The 15,872-nt window shown below is 63.9% G+C and carries 15 protein-coding genes; 6 read left to right on the top strand and 9 right to left on the bottom strand.

Annotation, left to right across the window (positions count from 1 at the left end; genetic code table 11):
* Positions 1 to 81: 81 nt before the first annotated feature.
* Together IVB46_RS14825 and IVB46_RS14830 are read left to right on the top strand one after the other, a co-directional pair.
* Positions 82 to 315, top strand: a complete 234-nt coding sequence (locus IVB46_RS14825; RefSeq protein ID WP_045004093.1) for a NepR family anti-sigma factor — start codon at positions 82 to 84, stop codon at positions 313 to 315.
* Positions 315 to 863, top strand: a complete 549-nt coding sequence (locus IVB46_RS14830; RefSeq protein ID WP_014491704.1) for a sigma-70 family RNA polymerase sigma factor — start codon at positions 315 to 317, stop codon at positions 861 to 863. The genes IVB46_RS14825 and IVB46_RS14830 overlap by 1 nt, the downstream gene beginning before the upstream one ends.
* A gap of 97 nt (positions 864 to 960) precedes the next feature.
* Here IVB46_RS14830 and IVB46_RS14835 read toward each other — a convergent pair whose 3' ends face one another.
* The 8 genes from IVB46_RS14835 to IVB46_RS14870 all read right to left on the bottom strand — a co-directional run bounded on the left by IVB46_RS14835 (position 961) and on the right by IVB46_RS14870 (position 10,166).
* A complete protein-coding gene (locus IVB46_RS14835) occupies positions 961 to 1,662 on the bottom strand; it encodes a nitroreductase (protein ID WP_247315829.1) in 702 nt (233 codons plus the stop codon).
* A gap of 136 nt (positions 1,663 to 1,798) precedes the next feature.
* Positions 1,799 to 3,043: an acyl-CoA dehydrogenase gene (locus IVB46_RS14840; protein WP_247315831.1), complete on the bottom strand. Its 1,245-nt coding sequence runs from the start codon at positions 3,041 to 3,043 to the stop codon at positions 1,799 to 1,801.
* Positions 3,044 to 3,166: 123 nt separating this feature from the next.
* The gene (locus IVB46_RS14845; protein WP_247315832.1) at positions 3,167 to 4,411 is read right to left on the bottom strand and encodes an acyl-CoA dehydrogenase; all 1,245 of its coding nucleotides are present in this window, start codon (positions 4,409 to 4,411) and stop codon (positions 3,167 to 3,169) included.
* 119 nt (positions 4,412 to 4,530) lie between these two features.
* Positions 4,531 to 5,658: an acyl-CoA dehydrogenase family protein gene (locus IVB46_RS14850; protein WP_247315834.1), complete on the bottom strand. Its 1,128-nt coding sequence runs from the start codon at positions 5,656 to 5,658 to the stop codon at positions 4,531 to 4,533.
* A gap of 158 nt (positions 5,659 to 5,816) precedes the next feature.
* The gene (locus tag IVB46_RS14855) at positions 5,817 to 7,688 is read right to left on the bottom strand and encodes an AMP-binding protein (protein WP_247315836.1); all 1,872 of its coding nucleotides are present in this window, start codon (positions 7,686 to 7,688) and stop codon (positions 5,817 to 5,819) included.
* Positions 7,689 to 7,731: 43 nt separating this feature from the next.
* A complete protein-coding gene (locus IVB46_RS14860) occupies positions 7,732 to 8,538 on the bottom strand; it encodes an enoyl-CoA hydratase/isomerase family protein (RefSeq protein WP_247315838.1) in 807 nt (268 codons plus the stop codon).
* A 235-nt stretch (positions 8,539 to 8,773) separates the two neighbouring features.
* Positions 8,774 to 9,532 (bottom strand): SDR family NAD(P)-dependent oxidoreductase, encoded by a 759-nt coding sequence (locus tag IVB46_RS14865; protein ID WP_166082383.1) that lies wholly within the window; start codon positions 9,530 to 9,532, stop codon positions 8,774 to 8,776.
* 55 nt (positions 9,533 to 9,587) lie between these two features.
* Entirely contained in the window at positions 9,588 to 10,166 is a 579-nt protein-coding gene (locus IVB46_RS14870) for a TetR family transcriptional regulator (RefSeq protein ID WP_247315841.1), read from the bottom strand.
* A gap of 237 nt (positions 10,167 to 10,403) precedes the next feature.
* Between IVB46_RS14870 and IVB46_RS14875 the strand changes: the two genes are divergently transcribed.
* Together IVB46_RS14875 and IVB46_RS14880 are read left to right on the top strand one after the other, a co-directional pair.
* Complete coding sequence (locus IVB46_RS14875) at positions 10,404 to 11,576, top strand: acetyl-CoA C-acetyltransferase (RefSeq protein WP_247315843.1); 1,173 nt, start codon at positions 10,404 to 10,406, stop codon at positions 11,574 to 11,576.
* A gap of 177 nt (positions 11,577 to 11,753) precedes the next feature.
* Entirely contained in the window at positions 11,754 to 13,298 is a 1,545-nt protein-coding gene (locus IVB46_RS14880) for an acyl-CoA synthetase (protein ID WP_247343037.1), read from the top strand.
* 185 nt (positions 13,299 to 13,483) lie between these two features.
* Here IVB46_RS14880 and IVB46_RS14885 read toward each other — a convergent pair whose 3' ends face one another.
* The gene (locus IVB46_RS14885) at positions 13,484 to 14,026 is read right to left on the bottom strand and encodes a methylated-DNA--[protein]-cysteine S-methyltransferase (RefSeq protein ID WP_247315847.1); all 543 of its coding nucleotides are present in this window, start codon (positions 14,024 to 14,026) and stop codon (positions 13,484 to 13,486) included.
* A gap of 139 nt (positions 14,027 to 14,165) precedes the next feature.
* Here IVB46_RS14885 and IVB46_RS14890 point away from each other — a divergent pair, with 139 nt between their 5' ends.
* Both IVB46_RS14890 and IVB46_RS14895 read left to right on the top strand, forming a co-directional pair.
* Complete coding sequence (locus tag IVB46_RS14890) at positions 14,166 to 14,984, top strand: alpha/beta hydrolase (protein ID WP_247315849.1); 819 nt, start codon at positions 14,166 to 14,168, stop codon at positions 14,982 to 14,984.
* Positions 14,985 to 14,986: 2 nt separating this feature from the next.
* Positions 14,987 to 15,799, top strand: a complete 813-nt coding sequence (locus IVB46_RS14895) for an alpha/beta hydrolase (RefSeq protein ID WP_247315851.1) — start codon at positions 14,987 to 14,989, stop codon at positions 15,797 to 15,799.
* The last annotated feature ends 73 nt before the right edge of the window (positions 15,800 to 15,872 follow it).

Raw genomic sequence — 15,872 nt, forward strand, 5'->3', positions numbered from 1 at the left:
TGCCTATTCAGGGAACGGCTCCCGGTTGAGAGAACTTCTCGATTTTACAGTTACTTAACTCGGGGAAACGTGGAACAGGTCATGAAAGATCTCAAGTCTCAAGCCAGCAAAAGCACGACCCCCGGCAAGGGAGGCCTCACTCCGGAGATTCAGTCCCGGATCGGCCACCAGCTGCGCGCCATGTACGACGACGTGGTGCGGCAGGGGGTTCCGGACCGGTTCGCGGAACTGATCAAGAAGCTTGATGCGCCGGGAGGCGGATCTCAAAACGAGAATGGGGCTGGGGGCTCCAACGACAACAATGGGAGGGATTAATGCCTCTCACGGACTCCCTGCGTGACGACATCCTCGCGGCCGTGCCAAGTCTGCGCGCGTTCGCGATCTCGCTGAGCGGCAATGCCGACCGCGCCGACGATCTGGTGCAGGAAACGCTTCTGCGTGCGCTCGCCAACATCGACTCGTTCCAGCCCGGCTCAAACCTGCCGGCGTGGCTGTTCACGATCCTTCGCAACCTGTTCCGCTCCGACTATCGCAAGCGGCGGCGGGAGGTGGAGGATGCCGAGGGCAACTATGCCAAGACGCTGAAGACGCAGCCGTCGCAGAACGCGCATCTCGAGTTCGAGGAGTTCCGCGGCGCGCTCGAGAAGCTTCCGCAGGACCAGCGCGAGGCCTTGATCCTCGTCGGCGCCTCCGGCTTCTCCTATGAGGACGCAGCTTCGATCTGCGGCTGTGCCGTCGGCACGATCAAGAGCCGCGTCAATCGTGCGCGCTCGAAGCTCGCTGCGCTGCTTTATGTCGATGGTGCCGAGGACTTCGGGCCCGACGAGACCGTGCGCGCCGTGATCGGCGGCAGCGGCGGATAACGGCCGCGTCAACCGGACCGAGACGAATGTGAAGGCGGCCGTTTCTGCGGCCGCCTTTACGCGTGTGTGAAAGCCGGATGGCGGGCGCGAGACGGGCTCATTCGTCCGCGAACGTGGCGGTGTCGGCGACGCTCGCGCGCGAGGTGCGGTAGCTGTTGACCTTGTGGGCGTCGTCGGCATAGCCGAACGAGATGCCGCAGACCACGCGGCGATCGTCGGGCAGGTTGAAGTGGCGGCGGATCAGGCCGGAGTGGCGCGCCAGCGCCGCCTGTGGAATGGTACCGAGCCCGAGCGCCTGCGCGGCCAGCATGAAATTCGAGACATAGGCGCCGCAATCGATCGCACCGTAGATGCCGAGCGGCTCGTTGGTGTGGATGATCGCGACATGCGGCGCGCCGAAGAAATTGTAGTTCTCCAGCGCCTGCTTTGCGTAGGCGCTTCTGTCGCCGCGGGCGATGCCGAGCGTGTTGTAGAGCTGAAAACCGCTCTCGCGGCGGCGCTCGAGATAGACACCGACATATTCGCGCGGCGGGGTGAAGTCGTAGTCGTCGCCGAGGCCGCCTGAGGCCTCCTTGTAGATCAACTGGCGAAAACGCTCCTTGGCCTCGCCGCTGGCGATGATGACCTGCCAGGGCTGGCTGTTGCACCAGGACGCGGTGCGCTGCGCGGTGGCCAGCACATGCTCCATGGTCGCACGGTCGACTTGCTTGGGCAGGAAGGCACGGACGGAGTAGCGCTCGTTGAGGAGCTCTTCGAGCACGCCGATGCGGTCCTGGGTCTGGCTCACTTTTGCATCCATGAATTAGCTCGCGCTCCTCGTAGGGTGGGCAAAGGCGCGATAGCGCCGTGCCCACCGACAGACTTACCCCGGCGCATCTGCATATGGTGGGCACGCTTCGCTTTGCCCACCCTACGCGATACAGCGATCGGCTGGATCACCGACCCTTCGTCGGGATCTTGTTATACGGCACGTCCTTGTCGACGCGGATGTCGCCCGGCAATCCCAGCACACGCTCGGCGATGATGTTGCGCAAGATCTCGTCGGTGCCGCCGGCGATGCGCATCGAGGGCGAGGACAGCAGCATCTGCTGGAACTGGCCCTGCACCGTCTCCTCGTCCGCGCCGGTGAGAACACCGGCCGCGCCCTGGAGGTTCATGGCGTAGGTCGCGATGTCCTGGAGCATCATGCCCGAGACGAGCTTGCCGATCGAATTCTCCGGCCCCGGCCGATCGCCTTTCGAGAGCGCCGAGATCGCGCGGTAGCTGGTGTATTTCAGCCCGCTCGACTTCACCGCCCAGCCCGCGAGTTTCGAGCGCACGGCGGGATCGTCGATGGCGAGCCCGTCCTCGAGCATCAGATTGGAGCAGAACTCGAACATTTCAGGGACGCCGGTCGCAAGCCGCGAGCCGATCGACATCCGCTCGTTCATCAGCGTCGTCAGCGACACGCTCCAGCCCTCGCCGACGGCGCCGAGGCGCTGGCTGTCTGATATCACCACATCGGTGAAATAGACCTCGTTGAACTCCTGCATGCCGTTGGCCTGCTTGATCGGCCGCACTTCGACGCCCGGGCTCTTCATGTCCAGGAAGAACATGGTGAGACCCTTGTGCTTGGGCACATTCGGATCGGTGCGCGCGATCAACAGACCGAAGTCGGAATAATGCGCGCCCGAGGTCCAGATCTTCTGGCCGTTGACGACCCAATTGTCGCCCTTCTTCTCCGCGCGCGTGCGCAGGCCCGCGACGTCGGAGCCGGCGGACGGTTCGGAGAACAGCTGGCACCAGATCTCTTCGCCGGAGGCGAGCTTCGGCAGATGGCGGCGCTTGGCGTCCTCGCTGCCAAAAGCCATCACGGTCGGGCCGCACATGCCCTCGCCGATCTGGAACGGCTGCGTCAACTTGCCGTAGACGCCCTCCTCCTGCTGCCAGATCACCTTCTCGATCGGCGTGGCGTCGCGGCCGCCATATTCCTTCGGCCAGTGCAGGCAGGCCCAATTGCCTTCGAACTTCTTCTTCTGCCAGGCCTTGCCAACATCGACGATGTCGTGATTGGCAAGCCGGATGCGGCCGAGCGAGGATTTTGACAGCTCAGCATGTAGCTCCTTCGGCGCGTTGGCCTCGACCCATTTGCGCGCGGTCTCGCGGAAAGCGGCTTCCTGCGGGGTGTCGTCGAAATTCATGGCGAACCTCTCAATTCTTGCTCGGTGCGTAGGGTGGGCAAAGCGAAGCGTGCCCACCACCTTCCCTCGTTCTCGACAGAATTGGTGGGCACGGCGCTACGCGCCTTTGCCCACCCTACGATTCTAACCTCTTCCCTTCGTCGGGATCTTGTTGAACGGCACGTCCTTGTCGACCCTGATATCGCCGGGCAGGCCCAGCACCCGCTCGGCGATGATGTTGCGCATGATCTCGTCGGTGCCGCCTTCGACGCGCGTGCCCGGCGCGCGCAAGAGCATCGCCTGGAAACGGCCGACGAGTTCAGCATCCTCGCCGCTGATCACGCCGCTCGCACCCTGCAGGTCCAGCGCGTAGGTCGCGACGTCCTGGATCATCGAGCCCGCCACCAGCTTGCCGATGGAATTCTCCGGACCCGGGCGGTCGCCCTTCGACAGCGCCGAGATCGCGCGCATGCTGGTGTACTTCAGCCCGCTCGCCTTCGCCGCCCAGTTCGCAAGTTTCGAGCGCACCGCACGATCCTCGATCGCCGGGCCGTCGTCGAGCATCAGGCTGGAGCAATATTCGAACAGCTCCGGGAAACCGGTCGAGACGGCCGCGCCGATCGCGCTGCGCTCGTTCATCAACGTGGTCAGCGAGACGTTCCAGCCGTCACCGACCTCGCCGAGACGCTGATGATCGGGAATGCGGACGTTTGTGAAATAGACCTCGTTGAAGTCGGATGCACCGCTCGCCTGCTTGATCGGCCGTACCTCGACGCCCGGGCTCTTCATGTCCAGGAAGAACATGGTGAGACCCTTGTGCTTGGGCACGGTCGGATCGGTGCGCGTGAGCAGGATGCCGTAGTCGGAATAATGCGCCCCCGACGTCCAGATCTTCTGGCCGTTGATCACCCAGTCGTCGCCATCCTTTTCCGCGCGCGTGCGCAGCCCAGCGACGTCGGAGCCGCCGGCCGGTTCGGAGAACAGCTGGCACCAGACCTTTTCGCCGGATGCGAGCGGCGGCAGATAGGTGCGCTTATGCTCCTCGCGCGCGAACGCCATCATGGTCGGCCCGCACATGCCGTGACCGATGATGAACATGCGGGAGAGTTGGCCGAACGGCCCTTCTTCCTGCTGCCAGATCACCCGCTCGATCGGCGACGAGCCGCGCCCGCCGTACTCCTTCGGCCAGTGCAGGCAGGCCCAGCCGGCATCGGCCTTCTTCTTCTGCCAGGCCTTGGCGACCTCGAGAATATTGGCGTTCTTGAGCTGGGTGCGGCCGAGCGAGGATTTGCGCAGCTCTTCCTCGTACTGCCTGGGCGCGTTCGCACCGATCCATGCGCGCGCGGTGGCGCGGAATTCGGCTTCCTGCGGGGTGTCGTCGAAATTCATGGTCTGTCATCCTTCGCCGGCGTCGTAGGATGGGTAGAGCGAAGCGAAACCCATCTGTCAGACCACCCGCGTCATGATAGGTTTCGCTACGCTCTACCCATCCTACAAATCACCTGTCGTTACGCCGCGTTCTTCTTCCGCATGCGGTCGATCAACTGGTCTTCCCAATAGGACAGGCTGCCGAGCCCCAGCGCCATGGCGTTGGCGCGGCGGTAGTACATGTGGCAGTCGAACTCCCAGGTGAAGCCCATGCCGCCGTGAACCTGGATGTTGTTCTTGGCGCAGTGCTGGAACGCCTGCGTCGCGCTGATGCGTGCGGCGGCTGCGGCTTCCGGCAGCTCGGCCGCGTTGGTCGAGAGCGCCCAGGCGCCGTAATAGCTGTTCGAGCGCGCCAGCGTCGCCGAGACGTACATGTCGGCGAGCATGTGCTTCACTGCCTGGAACGAGCCGATCTGGCGGCCGAAGGCGATGCGATCGAGCGCGTAGTCGCGGCCCATCTCCAGCGCGCGGTCGGAGCCACCGACCTGCTCGAAGGCGCACAGCACCGCGGCGCGGTCGAGCACCTGGGTCAAAATGCTCCAGCCTTCACCCGCAGCTCCCAGCGGCTCGGCCTTGCAGTCTTTGAAGGTGATCTCGGCCTGCCCGCGGGTCGGATCGAGATTGGTCAGGCTTTTCACCTCGACGCCACCGGCCTTGAGGTCGACGAGGAACAGCGAGATGTCGCCGTCGCGACCGCTCGATCCCGCGCGCGCGGCAACCACGGCGAAATCGGCGATCGCACCATCGGCGACCGGCCTCTTGACGCCGTTGAGCACGCCATTCGCAGCGGTGAGCTTGACGTTCTTCGGCGACGGATTGCCCCTGCCCTCGAACAGCGCCAGCGTGCCGATCGCGTCCCCCGAAGCGATGGCCGGCAGCCATTTCTTCTTCTGCGCGTCACTGCCCGCGATCAGCAGCGCTTCAGCGGCAAGATAGACGGTCGAGGAGAACGGCACCGGCGCGTTGGCACGGCCCATTTCCTCGGCGATCACGCAAAGCTCGAGATGACCCGCGCCAGCGCCGCCAAACTCCTCGGGGATCGCGACGCCGAGAAAGCCCATCTCGGCGAGGCCCTTCCAGAGCTCCTTGTCGTAAGGCGCCTTGCCGTCGAGCACGACGCGCACCGCCTTGGGCGAGCATTTTTCGGTGAGGAATTTGCGCGCCTGGTCGCGGAGCTGTTTCTGGTCGTCGGAGAAATCGAAGTTCATGGCGGGCTACCCTTGTTTATTCGTTGTCATTTATTTGCGCCGTCATTCCGGGGCGCGCGGAGCGCGAGCCCGGAATCCATATCCACCAGCCGGGGTTATGGATTCCGGGCCTGGCCCTTCGGGCCATCCCTGAATGACGAGTTGAGAGAGTTGCGTCTTCATCGCAGCACGATCACGTCCTGATCCGGCCTGTCCGCATAAAGCCGCTCCACCAGCGCGGCGCGGCGTTCCAGGCCGGCGCGCTGGTTGATGTAGCCCTTGTCGGTGAGCTCATTGCCGTCGATGGAGGGCGGCTCGGCCATCAGCATTGCGCGCGCGATAGCGCGGCTGCTGGCGCCGCCACATTCCGTGTTGTGTGCTTCGAGGCCACGTCTGAAGCAGGCGATCACCTCGGGATGTTTTACAGCATCCTCGAAGCTCAAATCGGGATTGCCGACGAGCTGGCGACAGGCGTGCAGGTTCGGCCATGCCAGCAGACCGATCGAGCATTGATCCTGCCCGGCAACCAGCGCGTCATGCACAACGGGCGTCGCCGCGGCGATCGCGTCAGTGCGGAGCGATCCGACATGGACGAAGGTGCCGGTGGTGAGCTTGAAGTCCTCCACGACGCGGCCGGCGAAGATGATGCCCTTCACCGGATCGGCATCGTCGACGAAGATGCCGGCATCGCCGATGCAGTAAAAGCCTTCCTCGTCGAACATCTTCTTCGTCAGGTCCGGCTGACCAAAATAGCCGGGCGTGACGTTGACGCCGCGCAGGCGCAATTCGTATTTCGAGCCGCACGGCACCATCTTCAATTCGACGCCGGGGAACGGCAGGCCGATCAGGCCGACGCGCTCGGTGTCCCAATAGGTGCCGGTCGAGGTCGGCGCCGTCTCGGTCGAGCCCCAGCCGGTGTAGAACACGATGCGCTCGCCGGTCGTCTTCACCGCGAGCGCCTGCATGCGCTCATAGAGATCGTCGGGCAGCCGCGCGCCGCCATAGGCCATGATCGACAGGTTCTTGAAGAACGAGCGGCACAGCGCATCGTCCTTCTCCATCGCCGCCGCGAGCGCGGCATAGCCGGCCGGCACGTTGGCGTAATAGGTCGGCGAGATCTCGCGCAGATTCCGCAGCGTCTCCTCGAACTGGCCCGGCATCGGCCGGCCGTCATCGATATAGAGCGTGCCACCGTCGACCAGCACCGGGTGAAACGCCGCATTGCCGCCCATGGTGTGGTTCCATGGCATCCAGTCCAGCATGGTCGAGATCGGACCGCCGGGATCGCGCGGCCGCACCTGCATCATCATCGCCGCATTGGCGCACATCATCTCCTGCGTGTTGATGACCGCCTTAGGCATGCCGGTCGAACCGGAGGTGAACAACAGCTTGCCGACGGTCTGCGGCGTGATCTTCGCGATCGATGCTTCGACATCGGCGGTCACGGACGTTGCCGCGAGCTCGGCAAAGCTGACGCTCGTGATGCCGTCGCAGGGACGCACGACGTGAACGACGGTGACGCCGGTGAGGTCGAGTGCGTTCAGCGCCTTCTCGAAGGTCGGGCCGTCCTGCACCATCACCACGGCCGGCTTGATCAGGTCGAACAGATATTTCAGCTTGACGTGATCGTGGCTCATCAAGGAGTAAGCCGGCGACACCGGTGCCGCAGGAGAGCGCGCCTGCATCGCGGCCTGCGTCATCAGCGCGTGCTCGATCGAATTGCCGGAGAGGATCGTGACCGGCCTGCCGTCGAGCTTGAGATTGAGCAACGCCTGTGTCAGCGCATCCACAGTGCGCTTGGCTTCGCCATAGGAGACCTTGCGCCATTCGCGGTTCGCTCCGCCGCGCTGCGCGAGCCAGATGCGCTCGGGCGCTTGCCTCGCCCATTTCGCCAGCGAGGCCGGAAGATGCGTCTCGTAGGCTTGCAGCGGAATGCGCGACTTCAGCACCACCGTGCCGTCGTCGCGGCGCTCGACGTTGATATCGCGCGCGAGCCACTCGACCTTGCGAAAGGCGGGCTTCGTCATCACTGCCGCCGCACTTCCACTCATTTTGCGTCTCCCGGAATTATCGTCCTTTGCGGATCGTTCTCGTTCAGCGCCTGATATAGACAGGCTTTCGCTTCTCAAGGAAGGCCCTGATGCCTTCCGAAAATTCCTCGGAGCGACTGCACAGGACCTGGTTGCGGTCCTCTATCGCGATCACGGCTTCCAGCGATCCCGCATCGACGCTCATGTTGAGACATTCTTTTGACAGGCGCAGCCCCACGGGTGAGGCCGTCATCATCGCATCGACGTAAGGTTCAGCGGCTTCGTCGAGCTTGTCTTCGTCGACGACTTCCGAGACGAGCCCGACCGCGAGCGCACGCTCGGCACCGATGAAACGTCCGGTCAGGATCAGCTCGGATGCGACCGAGACGCCGACGAGCCGCGGCAGAAAGTAGCTGGTTCCGATATCGCAGCCGCCAAGGCCGAGCTTGATGAAGGCGCAGTTCATCCGCGCCGACTTGGTCGCGATGCGGATGTCGGAGGCAAGTGCCAGAGCGAATCCGCCGCCGGCCGCCGCGCCCTGCACCAGAGAGATGATCGGCTGCGGACAACGCCGCATCAGCATCACGATGTCGGCAATGCGGCGCTGCGAGTCGAGCGACTCGGTGACGCCGGGTAGTTCCTGCTGCCCGGCACGGCGGGCCATCGCCGCCTTGAGGTCGAGGCCGGCGCAAAAATTCTTGCCGGCGCCCTTGAGCACAACGACGCGCGTATCGCGGTTGCGCTGGAGGCCCTGGAAATAGACGTTGAGCGCATCGATCAGCGCGGGATCGAGCGCGTTGAGGTTTTCGGGCCGATTGAGCGTCACCGTATCGACGCCGTCGTTGTGCTCGATCAGCAGCGGTTGGGACATGGGGCGCTCCTGCATCCGCTCTTCGATTGGCGGTTATTGCGCCCTCTCCCCTTGTGGGAGAGGGCATGTACATCGCTAGCCACATACTCGCTTGGGTGAGGGGTCTGTCTCCGCGGATAGAGACCCCTCATCCGGCGCCATAGCCGATGCGAAGCATCGGCGTCCTTTTAAGGACGGCGGCCAAAGGCCGCCTATGCCACCTTCTCCCACAAGCGGAGAAGGAAGAGCGCATCTACTACCGCGGCGCCATGCGGATGGCGCCGTCGAGACGGATGGTCTCGCCGTTGAGCATCGCGTTCTCGACGATGTGCACCGCGAGCGAGCCGTATTCCTTGGCATCGCCGAGGCGCGAGGGATGCGGCACCTGGGCGCCAAGGCTCTTGCGCGCTTCCTCGTTCAGACCCATCAGCAACGGCGTGAAGAACAGGCCGGGCGCGATGGTATTGACGCGGATCTTCTGGCTGGCGAGGTCGCGCGCGGCCGGCAGTGTCAGGCCGACAACGCCGCCCTTCGAGGCCGAATAGGCGATCTGGCCGATCTGGCCTTCGTAGGCAGCAACCGAAGCCGTGTTGATGATGACGCCGCGCTCTTCTCCGACGGGCTCGATCGTGACGAGGCGCTCGGCGAACAGACGCAGGCAGTTGAAGGTGCCGATCAGATTGACGTTGATGATGCGCGCAAACTTTTCGAGCGGATAGATGCCGTCGCGGCCGACGATGCGCTGCGAGCCGCCGATGCCGGCGCAGTTCATCAGCACGCGCGCGACGCCGTGCGCGGCTTCCGCCTTCGCGATTGCTGCCTTGATCTGCTCCTCGCTGGTCACGTCGGCATGAAGCGCGACGCCCTTCACTTCGGCAGCGACCTTCTCTGCATTGTCCTTGTTCTGATCGATCACACCGATCTTGGCGCCCTTGGCGGCCATGGCGCGCGCGGTCGCTTCACCAAGACCCGAACCACCACCGGTGATGAGAACGGCTACGTCTTTCAATTCCATGACAGGCTACCTTTCCTTGGGCGTTTCTTCTCTAGACTTGTACGTCTCGGCCGGATTATCCGGCCGCGGCAGCTTCCCCGGCTTGCGTGAGGATGCCACCGCAGATCAGCGTTTCCATGTGCTTGATGTATTGCCGGCATACGTCATCGGTGACCGGACCGACGCCGGTCGCGCGAGACATCGCGTGCCGGCCAAAGAACAGGTGATCGCAGGCGCCGATCAGGCTGGTGTAGAACAGCACCGGATCGGTGGCACGGAACTCGCCGCGGCTGACGCCCTCAGTGAGCAGGCGGCGATGGAAATCCAGCAGCGGCGCGACGAAGAACTTTGAGACTTCGTCGGCAGAGCCGGCATTGGTCTCATGCAGCAGATAGTGAATGAGCCGATTCATGTAGGGGAACCGGTAATAGGCGCGGATGATGCCGGCGATATGCAACTTCAGCTTCGCCGTCGATGTGATCGGTTGCGCCAGCAGATATTCGAGATTTGACATCTCGGTCGCGGCATCGCGCGCGAGCAGCGCCAGCAAGAGGCCGTCCTTGTTACCGAAATGATATTTGACCAGCGCGGCATTGGCGCCCGACTTCTGGGCGATGTCGGAGAGCGAGATCTCGATCGACGAGCGTTCGATCATCAGCTCGCTCGCGGCCACGAGCAATTTCTCTGCCGTGGAATTCTTTCCGCTCGGAAGCCTGTTCGGTACGCTGGTAGTCACGGAGTTCCCTGTTCTCGCCGCTTGAAGCGGCCGCAGATAAGCCGAAGCAGCGCCTCATCACAAGAGTTAATTGATCGATTGACTAAACGATATCGCGCCCATTAAATCCGCGCCGACAATCCAACTCGATAGAGAACAATCCAGGGAGAGACCGACATGGCCGAGGCTTACATCGTCGCCGCTGCGCGTACCGCGGGCGGGCGCAAGGGGGGCCGCCTCGCCGGCTGGCATCCGGCCGATCTCGCCGCGAAGGTGCTGGACGAACTGGTCGATCGCACCAAGGTCGATCCTGCCCTGGTCGAGGACGTGATCATGGGCTGCGTGATGCAGGTCGGTGAGCAGTCCAACAACGTCGCGCGCAACGCGATCATGGCCTCGAAGCTGCCGGAGAGCGTTCCGGGCACCTCGATCGACCGCCAGTGCGGGTCCTCGCAGCAGGCGTTGCACTTCGCGGCGCAGGCCGTGATGTCCGGCACGATGGATGTCGTGATCGCCGCCGGCGTGGAATCGATGACGCGCGTGCCGATGGGCCTGTCCTCGCAGCTTCCGGCCAAGAACGGCTTTGGCAATTACAAGAGCCCGGGCATCGAGCACAAATATCCGAACATCGTGTTCAGCCAGTTCACCGGCGCGGAGATGATGGCCGAGAAGTACGGCCTGTCGAAGGACGATCTCGACGAATACTCCTACAACAGCCATCAGCGCGCGATCGCGGCGACGCAAGCCGGCCACTTCAAGAAGGAGATCGTGCCGCTCGAGATCACCCGCGCCGATGGCAGCAAGGACACCCACCACATCGACGAGGGCATCCGCTTCGACGCCACGCTCGACGGCATCAAGGGCGTCAAGCTGATTGCCGAGAACGGCAAGCTCACCGCGGCAAGCGCCAGCCAGATCTGCGACGGCGCCTCCGGCGTGATGGTCGTGAACGAGCGCGGCCTCAAGCAGCTCGGCCTCACGCCGCTCGCGCGCATCCATCACATGACCATGACCGGCGGCGACCCCGTCATCATGCTCGATGCTCCGCTGCACGCCACCAAACGCGCACTGGAGAAGGCCGGCATGACGATCGACGACATCGACCTGTTCGAGGTCAACGAGGCCTTCGCCTCGGTGCCGACCGGCTGGCTGAAGACCACCGGCGCCGATCCGTCCCGCCTGAACGTCAATGGCGGCGCCATCGCCCTCGGCCATCCGCTCGGCGGCTCCGGCACCAAGCTGATGACGACGCTCGTCCACGCCCTGCACCAGCGCGGCAAGCGCTACGGCCTGCAGACCATGTGCGAAGGCGGCGGCATGGCCAACGTGACGATCGTGGAGCGGCTGTAAGCTGCTGCTGCCACACTAACGGTGTCGTCCCGGCGAAAGCCGGGACCCATACCGCGAAATCTATCGATTGTGGTTATTTGCAGTACCGAACGACGATCCTCTGCCAAACGACGCCCTGTGGTTATGGGTCCCGGCTTTCGCCGGGACGACATCTCGTGTGCCTTGGGACCTACGCTTATGACCCATCCGTCCGTCTACGCCAAAACCACGCCCGACAAGATCGCCTACCAGATGGCCGGGACCGGCAAGGCAATCACCTATCGCGAGCTCGACGAGCTCTCGAACCAGGGCGCAAACCTGTTCCGCTCGCTCGGCCTGAAGGCCGGCGACCACATCGCGCTCTTGATGGAAAACCGTCTCGCGTTCATGGAGATCTGCTGGGCCGCGCAACGCAGCGGGCTCTATTACACCGCCATCAGCCGCTATCTGAAGCAGGACGAGATCGACTACATCATCGGCGATTGCGGCGCCAAGGTCGTGATCACCACGCCGAAATGCGCCGACCAGATCAAGGCCCTGATCAAGGGGACCGCGGGCGAGCCGATCTTCTACATGGTCGACGAGCCCCAGCCCGGCTTCCGCTCCTACGACAAGGAAGCGTCGGCACAGCCGACAACGCCGATCGCGGACGAGGTCGCCGGCTACGACATGCTGTATTCGTCAGGCACCACCGGCCGACCGAAGGGCATCAAGAGGGCCTTCGAAGGCAACAAGATCGACGTGCCGAACGCCTTCCTGCGCGTGCTCTGCGCCGACATGTGCGGCATGAATGCGGAGAGCACCTACCTCTCGCCGGCGCCGCTCTATCACGCAGCTCCCTTGCGCTTCAACATGATGGCGATCGTGCTCGGCGGCACCTCCATCATCATGGAACACTTTGACGCCGAGGATTTCCTCAAGCTGGTCGAGAGGTACAAGGTCACGCAGTCGCAACTCGTGCCGACCATGTTCGTGCGCATGCTGAAGCTGCCGGATGACGTCCGCACCAAGTACAATATCTCTACGCTCAAGGGCGCGATCCACGCCGCTGCCCCCTGCCCCGTGGACGTCAAGGCAAAGATGATCGAATGGTGGGGGCCGATCCTGATCGAGTATTACGCGGGCTCGGAAGGCAACGGCGTCACCGTCTGCAACTCGCAGCAATGGCTGGAGCATCGCGGCAGCGTCGGCCGCGCCGTGGTCGGCAAGATCAAGATCCTGGACGAGAACGACGAGGAGCAGCCGACGGGCGAGATCGGCACGGTCTATTTCGCCGATGCGCCGGTTTTCACCTATCACAACGATCCCGAGAAGACGAAGAAGGCCTACAACGCCAAGGGATGGTCGACGCTCGGCGACGTCGGCTATCTCGACAAGGACGGTTTCCTGTTCCTCACCGACCGCAAGTCCTACATGATCATCTCGGGCGGGGTGAACATCTACCCGCAGGAGACCGAGGACGTCCTCATCACCCACCCTGATATCGCCGACGTCGCCGTGTTCGGCGTGCCGAACGAGGAGATGGGCGAAGAGGTGAAGGCTGTGGTGCAGCCGCACGACATGAGCCGCGCCGGCAAGGCGCTCGAGGCCGACCTGATCGCCTACTGCAAGACACGTCTCTCGGCGATCAAATGCCCGCGCTCGATCGATTTCGAAGCCGAGCTGCCGCGCACGCCGACGGGCAAGCTGGTGAAGCGGCATCTGCGCGACCGGTATTGGCCGAAGACGGCGGCGAAGATTTAGTGCCCGCTCTTTCTTACCCTCCCCTGGAGGGGGAGGGTCGCTGCGCATGAAGCGAAGCGGAATGCGCAGCGGGGTGGGGTGACGGTCTATCCCAATCGCACACTGCCCGAGTGGAGAGATCACCCCACCCCGCTCGCGCTGCGCGCGATCGACCCTCCCCCTCCAGGGGAGGGTAAGAGCAGCCCTCAATCAAACAAACTCGGCGTGTGGTTCACCAGCGCGCCTTCGATCTCGAGCATCTTCAGCTTCGTCACCACGCCACCATTCGCCGAGAAGCCGCCGGGCTTGTTGCCGGCAGCCAGCACGCGATGGCAGGGCACGACGATCGGGCACGGGTTGTGCCCGAGTGCCTGGCCGACATCGCGCGACAGTTGGACGCCGCCGAGCTGCTTGGCGATATCGCCATAGGTGATGGTCTTGCCGGGCGGGATGGCGCGGGCGATCTCGTAGACGCCGCGGTTGAAGTCGGGCACGCCGTCGAGATCGAGCGGAATGTCGGTGAGATCATCCGGCTCGCCCGCGAGCAGTTTTGTGATGCGGTCGATCGCCTCTCGCACCTCGGTGGTCGGTTCGGCCTCGGTGGCGTCGGCATGGCGCTGGCTGATGCGGGTGCGGATCTTCTCCTCGCCGCCCATGGGCAGCTGCGTGCCGTTGATACCACGCGGGCCCCAGGTGATGGCACAGAGGCCGATCCGGGTGTCGAACAGGGCAAAATGCTGGTCGGTCATGGCTTGGTTCCCGAGCTTGCGTCCTCGTCGCATGCCCCCATTGTGATCCGTGCCTATATCTAGGCTTGGAAATAGTTGCGATCCACCCGGTTTCCGGGAATCTTGCACAGGAGTTCCTGCCCCCTTCCGCGAGCCCCGAATGCAAAGCCTCCACGTCAACGGATACGACATGCCCTATCTCGACGTGGGCGAAGACAGGAGCCGGCCGCCGCTGGTCTGTGTGCATGGCTCGCTCAATGACTTCCGCGTCTGGGGTTGCGTGCTCGGACCGCTGACGCAGCGGCATCGGGTGATCGCCGTCAGCTTGCGGCATTTCTTCCCGGACCGCTGGGACGGCGTCGGTGAGACCTATTCGATCGCCCAGCATGTCCAGGACGTCATCGCCTTCATCGAGAAGCTCGACCTCGGCCCGGTCGATCTGATGGGCCATTCCCGCGGCGGCCACATCTGCTTTCGCGTGGCGCAGGCGCGCCCCGACCTGTTGCGGCGGCTGATCCTGGCCGAACCCGGCGGCGAGCTCGATGCGAGCCTCGATCCCGATTACGTCGGTGGCCCCTCGCCGCTGCTGGCGCGGTTCACGGCCTCGGCCGAGAAGATCGCGGCCGGCGATGTCGACGGCGGCCTTGCCGTCTTCGTCGACACGCTGGAGGGCGCCGGCACCTGGCCGCGGCTGCCGGCGATGGTGAAGCAGAATCTGCGCGACAACGCCTATACCCTGATCGGGCAGGTCCGCGACGATCGTCCGCCCTTCTCAAAGGCGGATGCGGAATCGATCAGGATGCCGACGCTGTTCATCCTGGGCGCGCGCACCAAGGGCCTGCTGCCGAAAGTGCTGCATGCGTTGGCGGCTCATGTGCCCTATTCGAAGACGGCGATCATCCCGAACGCGACGCATCCGATGTTCGAGCAGGCGCCGCAAAAATACACCGAACTGGTTCTGGATTTCCTGGCGAGCTGATCATGCAGAGCTTTCGCGTCAACGGTTACGGCATGGCCTATCTCGAAGTCGGCGAGGGCCCGCCGCTGGTCTGCGTGCATGGCACGTTAGGTGATTTCCGCACCTGGTATTCGGTGCTCGGCCCGCTGTCGAAGTCCCATCGCGTGATCTCGGTCAGCCTGCGGCACTTCTTTCCCGAGCATTGGGACGCCGTCGGCGACGATTACAAGATGGCGCAGCACGTCGCGGACACGATCGCCTTCATCGAGCAGGTCAAACCCGGCCCGGTCGACCTGATGGGCCATTCGCGCGGCGGCCACATCGCGTTTCGCGTCGCGCAAGCGCGGCCTGACCTGCTGCGAAAGCTGGTGCTGGCCGAGCCGGGCGGCGATCTCGATGCAAGCCTGCCGTTACCTGAAGGCACGCCCGCGCATCCGCCGCTCGCCGCGAAGACGGTGCGCTCGGTCGAGATGATCCGTGCCGGCGACATCGACGGCGCGCTGCAGAATTTCTACGAGGGCATCGAAGGCGACGGCTCGTGGCGGCGCGTGCCGGCGGCGGCGAAGCAACAGCTGCGCGACAACACGCTCACCTTCCTCGGCCAGATCAACGAGCAGCGCCGGCCCTACACGCTCGCTGATGCGCAGGCGATCAGGACGCCGACGCTGCTGATCGGCGGCGGTGCAACCACCGGCAGCCTCTCGGTGATGTGGCGCGTGCTGGCCGAGCACATCGCGGGCAGCAAGACGGCGGTGATCCCGAATGCCGGCCACTGGATGTTCGAGCAGGCGCCGCTTGAGTTCGGCGAGGTGGTGAATAGGTTTTTGGCGGAGTAGCTTTCTTTCTTCCTTCTCCCCTCTCGTCCGCCGAAGCCATCAGGCGAAGGCGGATGTGGGAGAAGGATCACAT

The organism is Bradyrhizobium sp. 61 (assembly GCF_023073075.1).
GTDB lineage: Bacteria > Pseudomonadota > Alphaproteobacteria > Rhizobiales > Xanthobacteraceae > Bradyrhizobium > Bradyrhizobium barranii.

Coding starts and splice junctions, on each gene's coding strand:
- IVB46_RS14880 (WP_247343037.1), top strand. CDS start 11,754: ATGACCCATCCGTCCGTCTACGCCAAAACCACGCCCGACAAGATCGCC.
- IVB46_RS14835 (WP_247315829.1), bottom strand. CDS start 1,662: ATGGATGCAAAAGTGAGCCAGACCCAGGACCGCATCGGCGTGCTCGAA.
- IVB46_RS14850 (WP_247315834.1), bottom strand. CDS start 5,658: ATGAACTTCGATTTCTCCGACGACCAGAAACAGCTCCGCGACCAGGCG.
- IVB46_RS14890 (WP_247315849.1), top strand. CDS start 14,166: ATGCAAAGCCTCCACGTCAACGGATACGACATGCCCTATCTCGACGTG.
- IVB46_RS14855 (WP_247315836.1), bottom strand. CDS start 7,688: ATGAGTGGAAGTGCGGCGGCAGTGATGACGAAGCCCGCCTTTCGCAAG.
- IVB46_RS14860 (WP_247315838.1), bottom strand. CDS start 8,538: ATGTCCCAACCGCTGCTGATCGAGCACAACGACGGCGTCGATACGGTG.
- IVB46_RS14865 (WP_166082383.1), bottom strand. CDS start 9,532: ATGGAATTGAAAGACGTAGCCGTTCTCATCACCGGTGGTGGTTCGGGT.
- IVB46_RS14895 (WP_247315851.1), top strand. CDS start 14,987: ATGCAGAGCTTTCGCGTCAACGGTTACGGCATGGCCTATCTCGAAGTC.
- IVB46_RS14840 (WP_247315831.1), bottom strand. CDS start 3,043: ATGAATTTCGACGACACCCCGCAGGAAGCCGCTTTCCGCGAGACCGCG.
- IVB46_RS14845 (WP_247315832.1), bottom strand. CDS start 4,411: ATGAATTTCGACGACACCCCGCAGGAAGCCGAATTCCGCGCCACCGCG.
- IVB46_RS14870 (WP_247315841.1), bottom strand. CDS start 10,166: ATGATCGAACGCTCGTCGATCGAGATCTCGCTCTCCGACATCGCCCAG.
- IVB46_RS14825 (WP_045004093.1), top strand. CDS start 82: ATGAAAGATCTCAAGTCTCAAGCCAGCAAAAGCACGACCCCCGGCAAG.
- IVB46_RS14885 (WP_247315847.1), bottom strand. CDS start 14,026: ATGACCGACCAGCATTTTGCCCTGTTCGACACCCGGATCGGCCTCTGT.
- IVB46_RS14875 (WP_247315843.1), top strand. CDS start 10,404: ATGGCCGAGGCTTACATCGTCGCCGCTGCGCGTACCGCGGGCGGGCGC.
- IVB46_RS14830 (WP_014491704.1), top strand. CDS start 315: ATGCCTCTCACGGACTCCCTGCGTGACGACATCCTCGCGGCCGTGCCA.